16 protein-coding genes are annotated in these 17,539 nt (G+C 69.9%); 14 read left to right on the forward strand and 2 right to left on the reverse strand.

Features of this window, described 5'->3' with window-relative positions:
* Positions 1–113 precede the first annotated feature (113 nt).
* The 14 genes from OG943_RS24630 to OG943_RS24695 all read left to right on the forward strand — a co-directional run bounded on the left by OG943_RS24630 (position 114) and on the right by OG943_RS24695 (position 14,500).
* On the forward strand, positions 114–1,046 hold the full coding sequence (locus OG943_RS24630; RefSeq protein WP_328603269.1) for a 3-oxoacyl-[acyl-carrier-protein] synthase III C-terminal domain-containing protein: 933 nt from the start codon (positions 114–116) through the stop codon (positions 1,044–1,046).
* An 18-nt stretch (positions 1,047–1,064) separates the two neighbouring features.
* Positions 1,065–1,895 carry a hypothetical protein gene (locus tag OG943_RS24635; protein WP_328603270.1) on the forward strand — a complete coding sequence of 277 codons (831 nt, stop codon included), beginning with the start codon at positions 1,065–1,067 and terminating at the stop codon, positions 1,893–1,895.
* Complete coding sequence (locus tag OG943_RS24640; RefSeq protein WP_328603271.1) at positions 1,892–2,161, forward strand: acyl carrier protein; 270 nt, start codon at positions 1,892–1,894, stop codon at positions 2,159–2,161. Before OG943_RS24635 ends, OG943_RS24640 begins: the two co-directional genes overlap by 4 nt.
* 18 nt (positions 2,162–2,179) lie before the next feature.
* Complete coding sequence (locus OG943_RS24645) at positions 2,180–2,947, forward strand: sugar phosphate nucleotidyltransferase (RefSeq protein WP_328603272.1); 768 nt, start codon at positions 2,180–2,182, stop codon at positions 2,945–2,947.
* Positions 2,928–4,457 (forward strand): class I adenylate-forming enzyme family protein, encoded by a 1,530-nt coding sequence (locus OG943_RS24650; protein WP_328603273.1) that lies wholly within the window; start codon positions 2,928–2,930, stop codon positions 4,455–4,457. The genes OG943_RS24645 and OG943_RS24650 overlap by 20 nt, the downstream gene beginning before the upstream one ends.
* Positions 4,458–4,473: 16 nt before the next feature.
* Positions 4,474–5,769 carry a nucleotide sugar dehydrogenase gene (locus OG943_RS24655; RefSeq protein ID WP_328603274.1) on the forward strand — a complete coding sequence of 432 codons (1,296 nt, stop codon included), beginning with the start codon at positions 4,474–4,476 and terminating at the stop codon, positions 5,767–5,769.
* A complete protein-coding gene (locus OG943_RS24660) occupies positions 5,762–6,739 on the forward strand; it encodes an NAD-dependent epimerase/dehydratase family protein (RefSeq protein ID WP_328603275.1) in 978 nt (325 codons plus the stop codon). The genes OG943_RS24655 and OG943_RS24660 overlap by 8 nt, the downstream gene beginning before the upstream one ends.
* On the forward strand, positions 6,736–7,764 hold the full coding sequence (locus OG943_RS24665) for a glycosyltransferase family 4 protein (RefSeq protein ID WP_328603276.1): 1,029 nt from the start codon (positions 6,736–6,738) through the stop codon (positions 7,762–7,764). Before OG943_RS24660 ends, OG943_RS24665 begins: the two co-directional genes overlap by 4 nt.
* Positions 7,761–8,930 carry a DegT/DnrJ/EryC1/StrS family aminotransferase gene (locus tag OG943_RS24670; protein WP_328603277.1) on the forward strand — a complete coding sequence of 390 codons (1,170 nt, stop codon included), beginning with the start codon at positions 7,761–7,763 and terminating at the stop codon, positions 8,928–8,930. The genes OG943_RS24665 and OG943_RS24670 overlap by 4 nt, the downstream gene beginning before the upstream one ends.
* Positions 8,927–10,753, forward strand: a complete 1,827-nt coding sequence (locus OG943_RS24675) for a beta-galactosidase trimerization domain-containing protein (RefSeq protein ID WP_328603278.1) — start codon at positions 8,927–8,929, stop codon at positions 10,751–10,753. Before OG943_RS24670 ends, OG943_RS24675 begins: the two co-directional genes overlap by 4 nt.
* Positions 10,750–11,772 (forward strand): alcohol dehydrogenase catalytic domain-containing protein, encoded by a 1,023-nt coding sequence (locus OG943_RS24680; RefSeq protein ID WP_328603279.1) that lies wholly within the window; start codon positions 10,750–10,752, stop codon positions 11,770–11,772. The genes OG943_RS24675 and OG943_RS24680 overlap by 4 nt, the downstream gene beginning before the upstream one ends.
* Entirely contained in the window at positions 11,762–12,460 is a 699-nt protein-coding gene (locus OG943_RS24685; protein WP_328603280.1) for a 4'-phosphopantetheinyl transferase family protein, read from the forward strand. Before OG943_RS24680 ends, OG943_RS24685 begins: the two co-directional genes overlap by 11 nt.
* 268 nt (positions 12,461–12,728) lie before the next feature.
* Positions 12,729–13,523 carry an AraC family transcriptional regulator gene (locus OG943_RS24690; protein ID WP_328603281.1) on the forward strand — a complete coding sequence of 265 codons (795 nt, stop codon included), beginning with the start codon at positions 12,729–12,731 and terminating at the stop codon, positions 13,521–13,523.
* Between the two features lie 299 nt (positions 13,524–13,822).
* Positions 13,823–14,500, forward strand: a complete 678-nt coding sequence (locus OG943_RS24695) for a LuxR C-terminal-related transcriptional regulator (protein WP_328603282.1) — start codon at positions 13,823–13,825, stop codon at positions 14,498–14,500.
* Here the strand turns inward: OG943_RS24695 and OG943_RS24700 are convergent.
* Both OG943_RS24700 and OG943_RS24705 read right to left on the reverse strand, forming a co-directional pair.
* Positions 14,384–15,742, reverse strand: coding sequence for an aminotransferase class I/II-fold pyridoxal phosphate-dependent enzyme (locus OG943_RS24700; RefSeq protein WP_328603283.1), 1,359 nt, complete (start codon positions 15,740–15,742; stop codon positions 14,384–14,386). The genes OG943_RS24695 and OG943_RS24700 overlap by 117 nt on opposite strands.
* Positions 15,742–17,538, reverse strand: a complete 1,797-nt coding sequence (locus OG943_RS24705; RefSeq protein ID WP_328603284.1) for a 2-isopropylmalate synthase — start codon at positions 17,536–17,538, stop codon at positions 15,742–15,744. The genes OG943_RS24700 and OG943_RS24705 overlap by 1 nt, the downstream gene beginning before the upstream one ends.
* Position 17,539: the final 1 nt, after the last annotated feature.

Below are 17,539 nucleotides of genomic sequence, written 5' to 3' on the forward strand. Positions count from 1 at the left end.
GGTAGATGGATCGCCCGATGAGTGGTTCCTGGCCACCACCCTTTCCGGAATCATTCTGCGAGACGAAATTGATACCATGCGGGGGTGTCTCCCGATATCTGAATGGATCTGCCTTGACCTCTCTGGAGTCGGTAGCCACGTATCTGCCCGAGAACCACGAGTCGGTCGCGAAATATCTGGCCGACTACGGCATGAGCGAACGGGACAGCCGTATCTACCAGCAGTACTACGGGTTTTCGGAGGTCCGCTCGGACGACGTGGCGCTGGCCGGCCAGCTGGTCGCGGCGGCCGAAGCGCTGCCACACTTCCCCGCGCTGCGCGGCCGTATCCGGTATGTGCTCCAGGCCCGCACGATGCCGGTCACCACGCCGTATCCGCTCAATCCGCTGCACGAGGCCCGGGACCGCCTCGGGCTGCGGCACGCGCTCACCATCGCGCTGAACCAGCACGCGTGCGCCTCCGCGCTGATGGCGGTCGAGCTGGCCGGCCGGATGCTCGCCGACGACCACGCCCCGGACGGTCTCGCCCTGGTTTTCGCCGGGGAGAAGAACTTCACCTCGGGCGCACACATCCTCGGTATCAACACTCTGATGGGAGAGGGCGTGGCGGCGATTCTGGTCGGGTTGGACGGTCGCCGTGACCGGTTGCTCGGCTTCGCCACGCAGATCTTCGGGAAGTACCACCGGGCCGCGGACATGACCGAAGAAGACCATGAGGAATGGTCCGCTCGCTACTCGACCGTGTTCAGCGGTGTCATCAAGGCGGCCCTCGGCCGGGCCGGCCTGTCGCCCGGCGATCTGGATCTCATCCTCCCGCACCACGTCAACCGGCTGTCGTGGCTCAACACGTTGAAGGTGCTGGGGATTCGCGACAAGAAGGTGCTGTACCTGGACAACCAGGCGTCCCTGGCGCACTGCTTCGGCGCCGACCCGTTCATCAACTACACCACCGCGACGGCAGCGGGGCGGCTGAAGCCGGGAGACCGGTACCTCATGACGGGGGTGGGCTCCGGCAACACCGTTTCCGCCATGGTCTTCGAGCACTGACGGCGAGGTCGACTGCACATGTACATCGGACCGAATCCCTCCGGCCCTGATGCCGGCGCCGGCCTGCGAATCGCCAGGGTGGACCACCTGACCTTCGACGCCGGAGGCCCGTTTCACCACGTGGACCACCAGTACTTCCGCGACCTCTTCCACCTGTTCGGGCTGCCGTGGGACGACTCCCAGCTCAGCGGTACGCGCAACACGTTCGTGGACATGGCCGAGGTCGTGGTCAAGCATCTCGGGGACACCGTGACGGGCGTGGACTCGATCGTGCTGGCCAATGCCACGCCCGACGCGGAGGCCGGCTACCCGATTCCCTATCTGGCGGAGGCGCTGGGGGCCACGAACGCGTTCGCGGTGTCGGACCTCGGTGCGGCGGCCCCGTTCACCGCTCTGCGGCTGGTGTCCCAGACGCTGGCCCCCGGCGACCGCGGGCGGGGGCTCGTGGTGGTCATGGACCAGTGTGCCGTGCTCAACGGCCCGCCGATTCCGGACGACCTGCGCCCGTCGGGTGACTCGGCGGTCCTGATCCTGCTGGAGCGGGACGGGGCACTGGGCAGGCCGCGGATCCGGCAACGCACGGCCGTGCGCCCCGCGGAAGTGCCGGCCCTGCTGGCCGAGGCGCTGGCCGGTGCCGACACGGTGATCTGCCGGGCCCGGCTCGAGCGCTATCTGGCGGACCTGGACGGGACGGTGCGGCACCTGCCGGCTCCGGACGGCCTGCCGGCCGGAGCCGTGTGGAGCGTGCTGGCCGATCTGGAACAGCCGCAGGGACCCGTCGTGCTGGCCGACTACGACGAACGGCTGGGGTACCTGAGCACCTGCCGTCTCGCGGGTGACGGGCAATGACCGAGTCCACGACCGGAATCGAGGGCACGATGATCGATGAAAGTGACGTGATCAAGGTGCTGGAGCAGGTCACGGGCCAGCGGCTACCGGAGGCCGGCGGTGAGACCCGGCTGTTCGAGGAGCTGAAACTCGACTCGACGGTGGTCCTCGAAGTGCTGATGTCCATTGAGGACGATCTCGGCGTCAGCTTCGATCCGGAGGACCTGGAGCCGCGTCATCTCACCACGGTGAACACGCTTACCGCGTTCCTCCGTGAGTACGTCTAGCAACTGTCTCCCGCTCTCGTGAGACCGCTGCCGAACCGGAGGGAAATAGTGTCGCACGCAATCCTCTTGGCCGGAGGGAAGGGAAGCCGGCTCCGGCCGTACACGGACGAAACACCGAAGGCGCTGGTGCGCATAGGCGATTACACCATCCTGGAAATCATCCTCCGGCAGCTTCGCGTGGCTGGTTTCACCCGTGTCACCCTGTGCGTGTCCCACCTGGCCGGGATGGTCGCCGACGCCATCCGCGACGGCTCGGGCCTCGGTATCGCCGTCGACTACTGCCATGACGTCGTGCCGCTGGGCACGGCGGCACCGCTCGGCCTGGTCCAGGACTGGACCTCGCCGGCGCTGGTGATGAACGGCGACATCCTGACTGCCATGGACTTCGCCGACGTCATGGCTTCGCACCGGCGCAGCGGGGCCATGCTCACGGTCGCCGCGCGACAGCACCCGCTCGCGGTGCCTTTCGGCGTCATCGACACCGACGGTGAACAGATCCTGTCCATCACGGAGAAGCCCTCGGTGCACGTGGACGTGTCGGTGGGCATCCAGATCGTCGATCCGGGCGTCCGGACATACATCACCGAGGGAGCGCCGATGGACATGCCCGATCTGGTGACCGCCCTGATCAAGGACGGGCGCACGGTGCGCGCCCACCGCTTCAGCGAGCCGTGGTTCGACATCGGCACGGTGCCGAACCTGCGAGCGGCCACCAAGGCGTTCGACGCCGACCGAGGACGATTCCTGGCCGAAAGCGAGCTCAGCGATGTCGCTGCTTCGAGCTGAGCCCGGCCCGGTGGTGAACGACTTTCTCGACGTCGTTCGCCACCGCGCCGACGTGACGCCGGACGCGGCCGGGGTGACGCAGTTGCTCTCGGGCGGATCCCGGACAGTCACCTGGCCGGAACTGCTGGCGGCGATCGACCACACGAGCGCGCGTGTTCGCGGCCGCTTCCCCGTGCACCAGCCCGTGATCGTGGCCCTCGACGGCACGATCGACGCGCTGGTCGTGCTGATCGCCCTGCTGGGCTGCGGCGTCGACGTGCTGTGCGTCGAGGACGGCAGCTCTCATCTGGACGACGCGCGGTCGGCGATCTGGACCGCCGAGCCGTCCGCCGTCATCACCTCCGGCAAGGGGACCGCGGCCGGGCCGGTGCCGAGTCTCGCCTATGGACTGATCGCCGACGCGGGACCAGCACCCGCGGCAACGCAGCCGGACGAGTCCCGCGACCCGCGGGTTCTGCTGTTGACCTCGGGATCCACGGGAGAGCCGCGCGTCGCGGTGCACACCCTCGGCACCTTGCTGGGCAGCGCCGAGCTCTATCGGCGATGCCACGGATACGGACCCGACGACCGGGTGCTTCTGCCGCTGCCGATGGCACATTCGTTCGGCCTGGTCGGCGGGGTTCTCACCGCGTTGATCTCCGGCGCCGAGCTGGTCACCGTGCCGCGGTTCTCGCTGAGCTCCGTGCGCGCGGCCTTGACCGGTGGCGCGACGATCATGCTCGGCTCACCGCTGATCTATTCGCTGGCCGCGGAAGCGATCCCGGAGGCAGTGACCGGTTCGCGGCTTCGGGTGATGCTCTGCTCCGGAGCACCGCTGGCGCCGGCCACGGCCTCGAAGATGGCCCACCTGTCCGGCCGGCCGGTCCGTCAGGTCTACGGCAGCACCGAAGCCGGCTTGATCGCCTGCCCGGCCGAGGACCGGCTCGCCGGGCCCGCGGGAGTGGGGACCTTCGCGCCCGGCGTCGAGTGGCGGCTCGCGGACGAGGAACGGCTTGGTGACGCTGTGGCCGGCCGGCTGATGATCAGAAGCGCGACCACGTTCCGCGGCTATCTGGACGGGCGCGCGTCGGCATTGCGTTCCGACGGCTTCTTCGACACCGGCGACGTGGTACGGGTGTCGGACACCGGCCAGGTCAGCGTCGAGGGCCGCAAGGACACTTTTGTCAACGTCGACGGCCGCAAGGTGAACCCCGCCCGGGTGGAACGGATCGTGCTGCAGCATCCACAGGTCGCCGACGCACACGTCCTCGGGCTGCCGCGCGGGCAGCAGGAAGTGGTGTGCGCCGTCGTGGTGCCCGCGGCCGGGGCGGCCAGGCCGGATCTGCGGGAGGAGATCGTCCGGTTCTGCCGCGGCCGGCTCGCCGCGCACGAGACCCCGCACGAGGTGATCGAGCTGCCGGTGCTCCCTCGGACCGACATGGGAAAGATCGACCGAACCGCCTTGCTGTCCGCAGTGGACGGACGCCTTTCCGGTTCCCGACGTGAGGAAGCCGGTTCAGCTGATGAATGACACGGAGAGTTCGAGCGTGCCCGGGACCCATGTCGGGGTGATCGGGCTCGGTTACATCGGCCTGCCGCTCGCCCTGCGGCTGGCCGCGGGTGGCTATCGGGTCACCGGAGTCGACGTGTCGCCCGAGGTGCGCGGCGCGATCGAAGCCGGCCGGCCGCTGTTCTTCGAGCCGGGCGTCCGGGAGGCGCTGCGGGATCTGCCCCCCGGGCGGTTCCGGGTCGCGGCTGAGCTACCGGGTGAACCGCTGGACGCGATCATCCTCTGCGTCGGCACGGCGGTCGATCCGGAGACCCGCACGCCCCACCTCACGGCGCTGCACGCCGCCGCCGAATCCCTGCCCGGCCATGTCACCGACGACACGCTGGTGATCGTCCGCAGCACCGTGTCCGTGGGCACCTGTCGTTCCGTCGTCCTGCCGCAGCTGACGCGAAGCGGGTCGCGGCCGCTGCTGGCCATGTGCCCGGAACGGACGATCCAGGGCACGGCGATGCGGGAGATCACCACGCTCCCGCAGATCATCGGGGGTCTGGACGAGGCGTCCGCCCACCGTGCCGCGCGCATACTCGCGCCGGTCTGCCCGGACCAGGTCCGGGTTTCCTCGATCGAAGCCGCCGAGCTGGCCAAGCTGATCTGCAACGCCCACACCGACCTCATCTACGGCTTCGGCAACGAGATCGCGCTGATCAGCGAGGGCCTGGGGCTGGACGCCAACGAGATCATCGCTGCGGCCAACCTGCGCTATCCCCGCCCCGACCTCCACCGGCCCGGCTTCGTCGGCGGCAGTTGCCTGGTCAAGGACCCCTACCTGCTGCTCGCCTCGGCCGCACCCGGCGGCCAGGCGGCGCCCATGGTGTCGGCGGCCCGCACCGTGAACGAGAGCATTCCGCACCATGTGGTGCGGCGGCTCGTCGAAAGCCTGAAGCAGAACGGCAAGGAGATACGCGACTCCAAGATCCTGGTGCTGGGCGTCGCGTACAAGGGATATCCCGAGACCGACGACGTCCGAGGTTCCGCGGCTGAGGTCGTGGGGGCCGAACTCGCCGGCGAGGCACGGGTTCTCGCGGCGCACGACCCGGTGGTGGACGCGGCGCGCATCGGGCATTTCGGGTTCCTGCCCAGCGAACTGGACGAGGGCATCCGGGACGCCGACGCCATCGTCATCCTCACCGACAGCCCGGTCTACCGGAACTTGACCTTGGCGCAGGTGCGAGGCGCGGCGCCGTCGGTGGTGGTGTTCGACGTGTGGGGAGTCGCGGACGCCGCACTGTCCGGAGTGGACGGTATTACCTACCTGAGGCTGGGCCGTGGCTGAGTGCGCGCTCGTCACCGGCGGAGCGGGCTTCATCGGGCTGCACCTGGTCCGGCGGCTGCTGGCGGACGGCGCCAGGGTGACCGTCCTGGACGACTTCTCGCGGGGCAGGCGCGACCCGGAGTTCGACGAGCTGACCCGCGACGTCCAGGTGGTCCCCCACGACCTGACCACACCCATCCCCGACAACCTGCTGACCGCCGATTTCGACGCCGTCTACCACCTGGCCGCGATGGTCGGCGTGCAGCGCACGGCCGCCCAGCCGGCGAAGTTGCTCAGGACGAACATCCTCGCCTCGATGAACGTCGTGGATTGGTGTGACCGCCACCGGCCGGGATCGCTGTTCCTGAGTTCCACGAGCGAAATAGGGGACGGCGGCGCGGCGCTCGGCGTAACGCCGCTTCCCACGCCGGAGGACCGCCCGTTCGTACTGGCCGATCTGCACCGGCCGCGGTCGGGATACGCGCTGAGCAAGGCGGTATCCGAGTTCATGGCCCTGCTTTCGGCGCAGGACAGGTACCGGGTGCGGGTGGCCCGCTACTACAACGTGTACGGCCCGCGGATGGGCCACTCGCATGTCATACCGCAGTTCATCGGCCGCGTTCTGGACGGCGTGGACCCCTTCCCGGTCTACGGCGCGCACCAGACCCGGGCGTTCTGCCACGTCGACGACGCGGTGGAGGCCACCTACCGCGTCATGCGGCTGCCCCATGCCGGACCGCTGGTGGTCAACATCGGCGACGACCGTCACGAGATCCCGATGATCGACCTGGCCCGTCGGCTGTTCGCCCTGGCGGGGGTCGACCCGGAGATCGCCGTCGAGCCGGCGCCGGCGGGCTCTCCGGACCGCCGGCTGCCCGCGCTCGACCGGCTCCGGTCGCTCGTCCCCGACTTGCCGCACACCGAGCTGGACGCCGGCTTGTCCTCGATGCTCCAGTGGTACGGCGCCGAGCGAGCCCGGGCGAACCGGTGACCGTCGTGCTGACCGTCGTCGGCGGGTATCCCGGCGCCGAGGTGACCGGCGCACAACGGATGGCTTGGCGCAGCACGGATGCCCTGGCGCGTCGCGGGCATCGGGTCGCCGTCCTGTCGGACACGGCTCCGCCGCGTGATGTCGCGCTGCCGCACCTGCGGGAGCCGGCCGAGCTGGCGGGATCGGAGTTCGCCGGCCCCGACTTCGTGCACGTCTACGACGTCGCCTCACCGCGCTATGCCGCTCTCGGTGCCAGGATCGCCCGCGAACGGTCCGCGACACTGCTCGTCACCCCGGCCTCCGACCCGGCGACCTGGCCCGACGCGCGGCTGGGCGTCGCGATCTGCGCACAGGCACGGTCTCTGTTCGCCCTCACCTCGCCGGAGGCCGACGCGCTGCGGGCGATGGGTGCCGCGACCGGACGCGTCCGGTTCATCCCCCAGGCCCCGGATCTGGTCGGCGACGGTGACGGTGACGGCTTCCGGAAGCGGCACGGCCTGACCGGGCCGATGGTGCTGTTCGCCGGCCGGCATGTGCCGTCGAAGGGATACCAGCTGCTGCTTCAGGCCGCGCCCGGGGTGTGGCGGTCCCGCCCGGACACGGTGTTCGTCTTCTGTGGACCGTCGAGCGGGCGCGAGGTGGACGAGTTCTTCGCCGCCCACGCGGACGACCGGATCCGGCGCCTCGGGGTACTCGCCGACGAAGAGAAACACGCCGCGATGGCTGCCTGCGACCTGGTGTGCCTGCCGACGAGCGCGGATGTCTTCCCCCTCGTCTTCGCCGAGGCGTGGAGCTGCGGCAAGCCGGTGGTGTCGGGGCGGTTTCCCGGGGTCGACGAGGTCGTGCGCCACGGCCGGGACGGCCTCGTGGTGGGACTGACCGCGCACGAGGTCGGCGCCGCGGTCGTCCGGCTGATCAACGACGACACCCTGCGCGACCGCATCGGCGCCCACGGCCGGACGCGCGCCCGTGACGAGATGACCTGGGACCGGACAGCCGCGCTGATCGAGCAGGAGATGGCATGACGGCAGATCGGGCAGCACCCGTACGCCAGGTTCGCTTGGCGGACAACACCATCGGGGACGAGGAGATCGAAGCGGTCGGCGATGTGCTGCGCTCGGGCTGGCTCTCCGCCGGGCCGCGGACTGAGCTGTTCGAGCGCGCTTTCGCCGGGGCCCTTGGCACGACGGACGCGGTGGCGGTCAGCAGCGGCACGGCCGCACTGCACCTGGCTGTGCTGGAACTCGGGCTCCGGCCGGGTGACGAGGTCATCGTCCCGACCTTGAGTTTCGTCGCGTCGGCGGCGACCGTGGCCCTGCACGGCGGCGTGCCGGTGTTCGCCGACGTGATCTCCGAGAGCGAGCCCACCATCTCCCCGGCCGAGGTCGAGCGGCTCCTCGGTCCGCGGACCCGGGCGGTGGTCGTCATGCACTACGCCGGTTACCCCGCCCGCACCCGGGAGATCATCGCCATCGCCCATCGGCACGGTGCCACTGTCATCGAGGACGCCGCACACGCGCCCGTCGTGGACGACGGCGGCATGGTGGGCACGCTCGGCGACGTGGGCTGCTTCAGTTTCTTCGCCACCAAGAACATGACGACCGGTGAAGGCGGCATGATCGTGGCCCGCGACCCGGAGGCGCTCGGCCGGATGCGGGCCATGCGCTCCCACTGCCTGAGCCGGTCCACCTGGCAACGGGAACAGACCGGTGGCGCCGACTACGATGTCGCCGCGATCGGACTCAACTACCGGCCGACCGAGATCTCCTCGGCGATCGGCCGGATCCAGCTGGGCAGACTCGCCGCCGACCGCCGCCAGCGCCGGCTGCTCACGGCCCGGTATCACGAGCGATTGGGCGAGATTTCCGGTCTGGGGCTCGTTTTTTCCGGTCACCGCGGCGACAGCGCTCATCACCTGCTTCCGGTCGTGCTGCCACACGGCGTCTCGCGGCACCAGGTCCGGGCGTTTCTGAACGCTTCCGGTGTGCAGTCCTCGGTGCACTACCAGCCCACGCACCTCTTCTCCTACTACCGGGAGCGCCGCCGGACCACGGAGCAGCTGCCCGTCAGCGAGGCGATGGCGGACAGGTTGCTGTCACTGCCCCTGCACGCCCGCATGACGACCGGCGACGTGGACCACGTCGCCGGCACCCTGGCCGAAATCCTGGCCCGGCCGAGCGGGCGCGAATGAGCCGCACGTTCACCGTCGAGGACGGAAGACTGCTGCGGCATGGCATTCCCCATGTCGTGATCGGAGCCACCTACTATCCGGCTCAGGCCGGCTGCCGCCTCTGGGTGGACTGGGATCCCGCCGTGCTGAAGGACGATTTCCACCGGATGGCCGCGGCCGGCCTGAACACGGTGCGGCTGTTCCTGTTCTGGCGTGACGCGCAGCCCGATGGTGGCGAGTGCGTGTCCGAGACGACCCTCGACCGGCTCCGCGCGGCCGTGGAACTCGCCGGACTGGCCGGCCTCACGGCCGTCGTCTCGCTCTTCACGATCTGGATGAACGGCCAGCTTCTGGACCTGCCGTGGCGACGCGGGCGCGACATCTGGCGAGACCCGGACATGCTGGCCGCCGAGCGGAATCTGGCCCGGGCGGTCGCGGAGACCCTGCGCGACCAGCCGGGCATGCTCGCGTACGACCTCGGTGACGAGCTGTGGCACATCGACCCGGACAGCGCGCGGTCGCTGACCCGGGCCGAGGTCGCCGGCTGGCAGGGCACCCTGGCCGGCGTGATCCGGGCGGCCTCGCCGGGGGCTCTGGTGTTCCAGGCGAACGATCCGTCGGGCGTCTTCGCGGGCCGGCCCTACGGCAGCGACAACAGCCAGGAGCTGGACCTGGTCGCCACCCACGGCTTCTGCGACTGGGCGCCGGTGCCGATCGCGTCCACGTCGAGTTACGAGGCCACCAACCTGGTGCCGTTCCTGGTGCGGGCGTCCGCCGCCTACGGTGTGCCGTTCGTCGACGAGCTGGGCAGCTACGGGGTCGCGGAACGAACGGCCGCCCGGTACCTCGGCGCGGCCGCCGCGTCCGCGCTGGGCAACGGCGCCGCCGGTCTTGTCGTCTGGTCCTGGCGGGATGTCAGCTCGACGGCCGAGCCGTACCTGGACCGGCCCTCGGAACGTCAGACGGGACTGCTTCGCCTGGACGGCTCGGACCGGCCCGCGATGACCGCCGTGGCCCGCGTCGCGCGGGCCCGGACCGCGCTGACGCCGAGCCGCCGGCCGGCGCAGACGACGGTCTACCTGCCGCAGCGCGTCCGCGGCCAGGGCAGCAGCTACCTCGACAGCGGCGGCAGCACCATCGCCACCTTTTACGCCTACCTGTTGCTCAAACGCATCCACGTCCGGTTCGACTTCACGGCGCAGGCGCCGGTCGGCCGGAGCCTCATCGTCTGCCCGTCGGTCGCGCACCTGACGCTCGCCGATCTCGACCGGCTCCGCAGCGCCGTGGCCGACGGCGCCACCCTCTACCTCTCGCTCGGCGACCACCTCCATGCCTTCCCGGGTGCCGATCTGTGCGGGGCCGAGATCGTCGACACGTGTGTGCCGGTGGGCAAGGAACTCCTGCGCTGGGACGGCGACACCTGGCCGATCGACTGGACGGCCACCCGGACCCGGGCCACGGAGCTGGCCACGACCAGCGCCCAGACCCTGGCGCGCTACCAGGACGGCACCCCGGCGCTGACCAGCAATTCCTACGGTGCCGGACGGGTCCTGTTCACCAACGCGCCGATCGAGGCCCAGCTCGGCCGGGATGGCCGCGTTACCGGCTGGGAACGCTGGTACGACCGGATCGCCGGGCTGGCGGGATCGCCGCGTCCGGTGCGCTGCTCGTCGCCCGACGTCGAGGTGATCGCCCTGGACGAGGGGATGCTCCTGGTCAACCACGCGGCGAGCGCGGTCCGTGCCGTGGTGACGGTTGCCGGTCCTGGCGGGCCGGCACTGCACGTCGTCCATCTCGACGGCAAGGACTGGACGGTCCTTCCGGAAACCAAGGAGCAGCGGTGAAAGGCGTCGTCTACTGTGGACCAGGAGAGGTCCGGGTCCGGGACCTGCCGATGCCGGTCGTCCGCGATCCGCGTGACGTCGTGGTCCGGGTGACCCGTACGGCGATCTGCGGCACGGACCTGCACCCGTACCGGGGCGAGCTGCCCGGTTTCCCGGCCGGAACCGTGCTGGGGCACGAATTCGCGGGTGTGGTGCAGGAGACCGGCGCCGGCTCGCCCTTCGCCGTCGGCGACCGGGTCTTCGCGTCGGACGTGATCGCGTGCGGCCGTTGCCGCCACTGCGAGCGTGGCAGGCACTACCAGTGCGCGTCGGTCAGTCTCTTCGGCTACGCGGACGTCGTCGGGGCACCCGTCGACGGCGGCCAGGCCGAGTACGTCCGGGTGCCGTTCGCCGACGTCGTGCTCGCCGCGATCCCGGTCGGTGTGAGCGACGAACAGGCCGTGTTCGTCGGCGACGTCCTGACGACCGCGTACGGGGCGGTGCGGGACGCGGGCGTCACGGCCGGGGACACGGTCGCGGTCGTCGGTGGAGGGCCGGTCGGGCTTCTCGGCGCACTGTGCGCGCGGCAGGCGGGTGCGTCGCGGATCGTGGTGGCCGACCGGGAACCGGTGCGACGTGAGCGCGCCCGATCGATGGGCTTCGAGGCCGTGCCACCTGCGCAGCTGTCGACGACGGTGCGCGGCGGCGCCGACCGGGTGATCGAAGCGGTGGGAACCGATGCCGCTCTTCTGACCGCCCTGGAGGTGACCGGTCCGGCCGCGTGCGTCGCGGTGGCGGGGGCACACCACTCCACCGCCATGCCGTTTCCCACTGGCCTGGCCTTCGCCCGCGAACTGACCATCCGCTTCTCCGTGGGCAACCCGATCCGCCTGCGCGCCGAGGTGCTGGCGCTGGTCGCCGCCGGAGAGCTGGACCCGGTGGACGTCGTGTCGCATCGCTTCGCCCTGGACGACGCGGCCCACGCCTATCGGGAGTTCGACCAGCGCATCGCCTTCAAAGTCATGATGCATGCGAGCTGAGGCGGACGGGCCACCGGCTGACCAGGTGTCAGTCTGGCGCATTCCCCTGGTCACGTCCGCAGACGTGGTCCGGCGGCTGACCGGCCTGCTGGACCCGGACGAACTCGCCCGGCGGGCGAGCATCCTCGATCCTCGTGCCCAGGAGCGGTATGCCGTCGCGCATGGCGCGATCCGAGAGATCCTCGCCGGTCACCTGGCCGTCGCCCCGCAGCGGATTCGCTGGACGAAGAGCCGGTCGGGCAAACCCGAGCTGGCCGCGCTGGGCGGCGCACCCTCGATCAGCCTGAGCCACTCCGGTGACCTCGCCTTGCTCGCGGTCGCCGCCCGTCCGGTAGGCGTGGACGTCGAACGCGTCCGCGCCCGTTGGGCGGTCCGCCCGCCCACCCGGCTGTTTCCCGCGGCGGAGGCCGCCCTGATCGCCGCCGAGAGCCCGGAGCGCCGCGCGACGCTGTTCGTACGGCTGCTCACACGCAAGGAGGCGTGTGTCAAGGCGGCGGGGGCGACGCTGCTGCCGCGGGGAATACAGCTGGGCGTGGCGGGGCGATCGCCGCTGGTCGCTTCACAGCGCGACGATCGCTGGTACGTCCGTGATCTAGGCGTCGGTGCCGGTTACGGCGCCGCTGTGGCCGTGACGGGCACGGCCGGGTGCACGGTCTCAGAACAGCTCTGGCGCCTTCAGGATCGTTGAGCCGGGGCGGACCACCCGGAGTTCCGGTCCGCACCAACAACTCCGCGCCCTGGCTTGGGCCCGATGAGGGTTACGACGAATGGTTGACCAGCTCCAGGGCCTATCAGGCAGACCTTGTTCCCCGGCGCTGGAGGCGCCCGCCCGGCCAGTGGTGCGGCCCCGGTGATCGATGACATCATCGGAAGACCGTCTGGAGCAGCTGACCCTGGCGGCGTGGGTGCCGCGCTGGTCATGCGATCACCCTCGCCGGCGAACTCGGGAGGAATCAATGCGGGACGACGTGCACATCCACCGCGTGGTCGTGCGGGCGGGCGAACGCTCCTCCGCGGTTCTCGTCCAAGACGCGCCGAGCATGGTCACGATGTTGTCCGGGGTCGCGAGATTCCATCCGCGGGACGCGGGTTTCCTGGCCTCGGAAGGAGATGTCTTCTGGACCTCGTCCCAGTCCGCCACCGAGGTGGAGTACCTCGCCCTTTCACGGCACGGTGCCGAGTTCGCCTGCACCAGGCCGTCGGATTCCTGGCTCGGCCCCGCGGCCCGGCCGGGGGCGCCGCTGCCCTGGTGGCCGTGGCGTGACGTCGCCGTCACCAGCTTGTTGCGAGTGCTGCTGGGCCTGACCGAATCCGTGCTCGAGTCCGACGACCGTGAGCCCACACTGCGGTACCTGCTCGAAATCCTCAAGGACTCCGTGATGGACTCTCCGCGCATCCGTACCCGAACCGGTGGGCCGGCGGAGGAGCGGCTGACGCCCGCCCTGCAGTACATGCATGAGCACCTGACCGAACCGATCAGCCTCGACGTGCTCGCCGGGCTCACCGGCTACAGCCGCTTCCACTTCACGCGGCTGTTCACGGAGATCCAGGGCGACACGCCGCACCACTACCTGACCGCGGTCCGGGTCGGCACCGCGCAGCGCTGGTTCGACGCGGCCACCGGCGACACGATCGCCTACGTCGGCCGCCAATGCGGGTTCTCCAGTGCGGCCGGGTTCTCTCGCGCGTTTCGACGGCACGTCGGCGTCACTCCGTCCGAGTACCGGGCCCGGCACCCGGTCCGGTCGTGACTCGCGTTCACGGGTAGTCCGGGCGGAACCGCGAATCCCGGATTCCGGACGATTTCCCAGGCATACGAATACCTTATCGTCATTGCCGTTGTCAACGTCAAGCCCGAAAATTTCCCACAGCGACTCCCCCATCGCAAGATGCTCAAACATCTGGCAATTTTCATCAACTCAACCCTCATGGCGCCCGCTAGTCTCATAGCGAGGTCATACAGGCGGCCGATCGGAACGGTCAAAGGCGACTGTGCCGCGCTCGCTTCACCAGGCGGAAACCAACACACAATGAAGGCGAGGGCCTCTTAGTGACCGTGGATCGAGCGCCAGAAAAATTCGAACTCGCGCGCCCGCAAGTTACTCGCGTCGAAATTTTGCTGTTTATCGAAAATGAGGTGGTCCGACGGGGACTGGAGGCGATGATCAGCCAGATCGAGACCGCGACGGTGCTACCCGACGCGCTCGCGGAAGTGCTTTCGATGGAGCTCACCGGATCGACCGAGAGGTTCATCCTCACCACATTCCCGGAATGGCCGAGGCTCCACGAGCAGCTTTCCACCGCACACCCTCGCCCATTTGTCCTCCTGGTCGGCGACGATGTACGGAGCAAGGACCTCTCGCAGAACTCCGACCTGCCGTGCGACGGCGTCATCTCCCTCGCCGGGGCCTCGGTGGAGAATCTGGAAGAAACCTTGTTCAAGGTGGTGGCCGGAGAGATACCGATGCCCACCCAGCTGACACGCGAACTGCTGGCGATCAACCGGGGGCGTCAGTATCGGTCGTCGGGACAGTCGGTAGCCCTGACCGCGCGGGAGAAGGAGACGTTGAGCCTGCTCGTGCAGGGGCTCAGCAACAAGCAGATCGCGAAGTCACTGAACATCACCACGCACGGAGTCAAGCGTCTTGTCGGCACCGTGCTCCTGAAGCTGGACGCCCCCAACCGCACGGCCGCCGTGGTCACCGCGCTGAACGAAAGGCTGGTGTGACCCCAGCTCCCGCAGTGCCGCCGCCATTCGCCCGACCCCCTCGCCCAGGTCCGATTCGCCGGCGCTCAGGCTGAGCCGGAAGCACCGGGTGCGCCGCGGATTGTCCGAGGGCAGGAAGAAATGCCGCCCCGGGACGATGAAGACGCCGCGTTCCTTGAGGGCCTCGTAGAGGGCCAGGTCGTCGAACCAGTCCTCGTCCACGGCCAGCCACGAGAACATCCCGCTGGTGCCGGCGTGCCGGCGCCAGGCGAGCCCGCCGGGCATCGCCTCGGCGAGGAGCTTGTCGATCACCAGGCGTTTCGCCCGGTAGTGCGGCATGATCGCCGTCGTGACGAGCTCGTCGATCCGGCGCGTCGCCAACGCGCGGGCGGCGGCGTGCTGCATCAGCTGCGGCGCGTGCAGGGCCGTGTTGGCGAGGAACCCGACGATCGGCTCGACCAGGTGCTCCGGGCCGACGGCGAACGCGATCCGCTCGCCGGGGAGCCCGGCCTTCGAGAAGGTGAACAAGTTCAGCACGTGCGGGTGCCACAGTGGCGGATACGGCACGGGCGCGATGTTCGGGAACGGCCGCCCGTAGGCGTTGTCGACCACCAGCACCGCGTCGTGCCGTGCGGCGGTCGCGGCAAGCTCGCCCAGCTCGAACCCGGTGACGCACCCACCCGTGGGATTCGCGGGGTTCGACAGCAGGAACATCCCCACGTCCTCGAGCCGGCCGACCGCGGCCAGGTCGACCCGGTACTCGAAGTCGCGCTCGCCCTTGGGCTCCAGGATCGCGTCGACGCCCACGACACCGCCGTGATCCTGTGCCAGCCCCTGGTATCCCGCGTAATCCGGTAGGCGGGGCAGCGCGAGCCGGCGGAAGCCTCCCGCGCCCTGGCCGGTGTACAGCGTGGTGGCGGCGAAGGCCAGCAACTGGCTGCCCGGTCCCACCACGACGTTGCCGGGCCCGATGTCCCAGCCGTACGCGTCCGCGAAGTAGCCGGCCACGGCCTGCACAAGCGCCCCGGTGCCGCGTGATGGTCCGTACCGGGTGCTCGCGCCGACGAAACCGTCGTCCAGCGCCTCCGCGGTCAGCTCCCGCCACATCCGCACGGCTTCTTCGATGTGCGAAGGATTCCCGGGGCTGAGATTGATCCAGGCGTCCGCCGCGCCGGCGGTGAGGTCCACACTGGCGATGTCGTTCATGATGGTCCGGATCCCGGTGAGACGGGTCAGCTGCCACCCGCGGTCCGACGTCCGCATCAGTCGCTCCCTTCTGCCGCCAGGGGACCGATCCGGCCGACGGCCGAGACGATCGCGGCGAGGCGCGCGCCGCGCTCGTCGGCCTCGAGCCCCACCCCGTACGCGGTCGCCTCGTCGTTCTCGACCCGCGCGTACGCGGCAAACTCCTTGCCGGTGCGGCCGGACACCGGTTGCAGCGTCAGCTCCGCCAGCCGCGTCCCAGGAGCCGCGATCGCCCGCACCAGCGCTTCTTCCGCGTTCGCGCCGGTACCGCTGAGCTCCGCCTGCGCTCCATCCCCGAACACGACCACGGCCTCGACGGTCGTCCCCCGTTGCCCGGAGCCGATCCGGACCTCCTTGACGAGCAGGTCGCCGCGCTCCAGGTACTCCTCGACGAACAGGGTGTGCAGCTCGCGCGAGGTGAGCTCGGTGCCGCGTTCGTCCGCGGCCCGCTGCACCCGCTTGGCGAGGTCGGCACGCAACCCGGGCGGGAGGTCGTAGCCGTAGGCGTGCTTGAGCACGTGCGCCACCCCGCCCTTGCCGGACTGGCTGTTGACCCGCACGATCGATTCGTAGGTGCGGCCGACGTCCTTCGGATCGATCGGCAGGTACGGCACGGCCCAGGGAAGATCAGCCGGCGAAACCCCCGTCTCCCGCGCCCGCCGCTCCATCGCGGCCAGCCCCTTGGCGATGGCGTCCTGATGCGTTCCGGAAAAAGCGGTGTAGACGAGGTCGCCGCCGTACGGGTACCGGGCGGGCACCTCCATCCGGGTCGCATACTCGACGGTGCGGCGGATCTCGTCCAAATCGGACAGATCCAGCTGCGGGTCGATGCCCTGGGCGAACAAGTTGAGTGCCAGCACCACGAGGCACACGTTCCCCGTGCGCTCGCCGTTGCCGAAAAGGGTGCCCTCCACCCGGTCGGCCCCGGCGAGGCCGGCGAGCTCGGCCGCCGCCACGGCGGTGCCGCGATCGTTGTGCGGGTGCACCGAAAGGATCACCGACTCACGCCGTTCGACATTGCGGTGCATCCACTCGATCTGGTCCGCGAAGACGTTCGGGGAATCGGTTTCGACCGTGGACGGCAGGTTCAGTGTCACCGGACGGTCCGGTGACGCGTCCCAGCGCGAGATGATCCCGTTCGAGATTTCGAGCGCGTATTCGAGCTCGGTGACGTTGAACGTTTCCGGGGAATACTCGAACCGCAACCGGGAGCCCGGCATTTCGTCCGCACGCCGGGAGACGCGGTCGGCGGAATCGAGCGCCATCCGGCGCACTTCCGCCCTCGTCATGCCGTAGACCTCTTCCCGCCACAGGCAGGCGGTCGCGTGGCAAAGATGCACCATGGCATGGCTCGCGCCCGCGATGGCTTCGAAGGTGCGGTCGATCAGGTCGGGGCGGGCGGGGGTGAAGACGGAGATCGTCACGTCGTCGGGCACCCGGTCCCGCTCGACCAGCTCCCGCACGAACGAGAAGTCCGCATCGCTCGCGGATGGATAGCCGACCTCGATCTCCTTGAACCCCATGCGCACCATCAGATCGAACATCCGCGCCTTGCGACGGGGATCCATGGGCGCGCTCAGCGCCTGGTTGCCGTCGCGCAGATCGACCGACGCCCACGACGGGGCGCGAGTGGCCGACCGGCGCGGCCACTCGCGCGCTTCCAGTGCGGGAACCCGGGGTTCGGTCCGCGCGTAACGCCGGAACGGCATGCCCGAGGCGCGTTGCGGATTCCACCGCGGCCGCCCGGGCGGGACGATCCCGCCGGGCGCGGCCACGGCCGTCGAGTCCGGTTCAGCCGGCGGATGCTGGGGCATG

The sequence above is a fragment of the Amycolatopsis sp. NBC_00345 genome (assembly GCF_036116635.1).
GTDB lineage: Bacteria > Actinomycetota > Actinomycetes > Mycobacteriales > Pseudonocardiaceae > Amycolatopsis.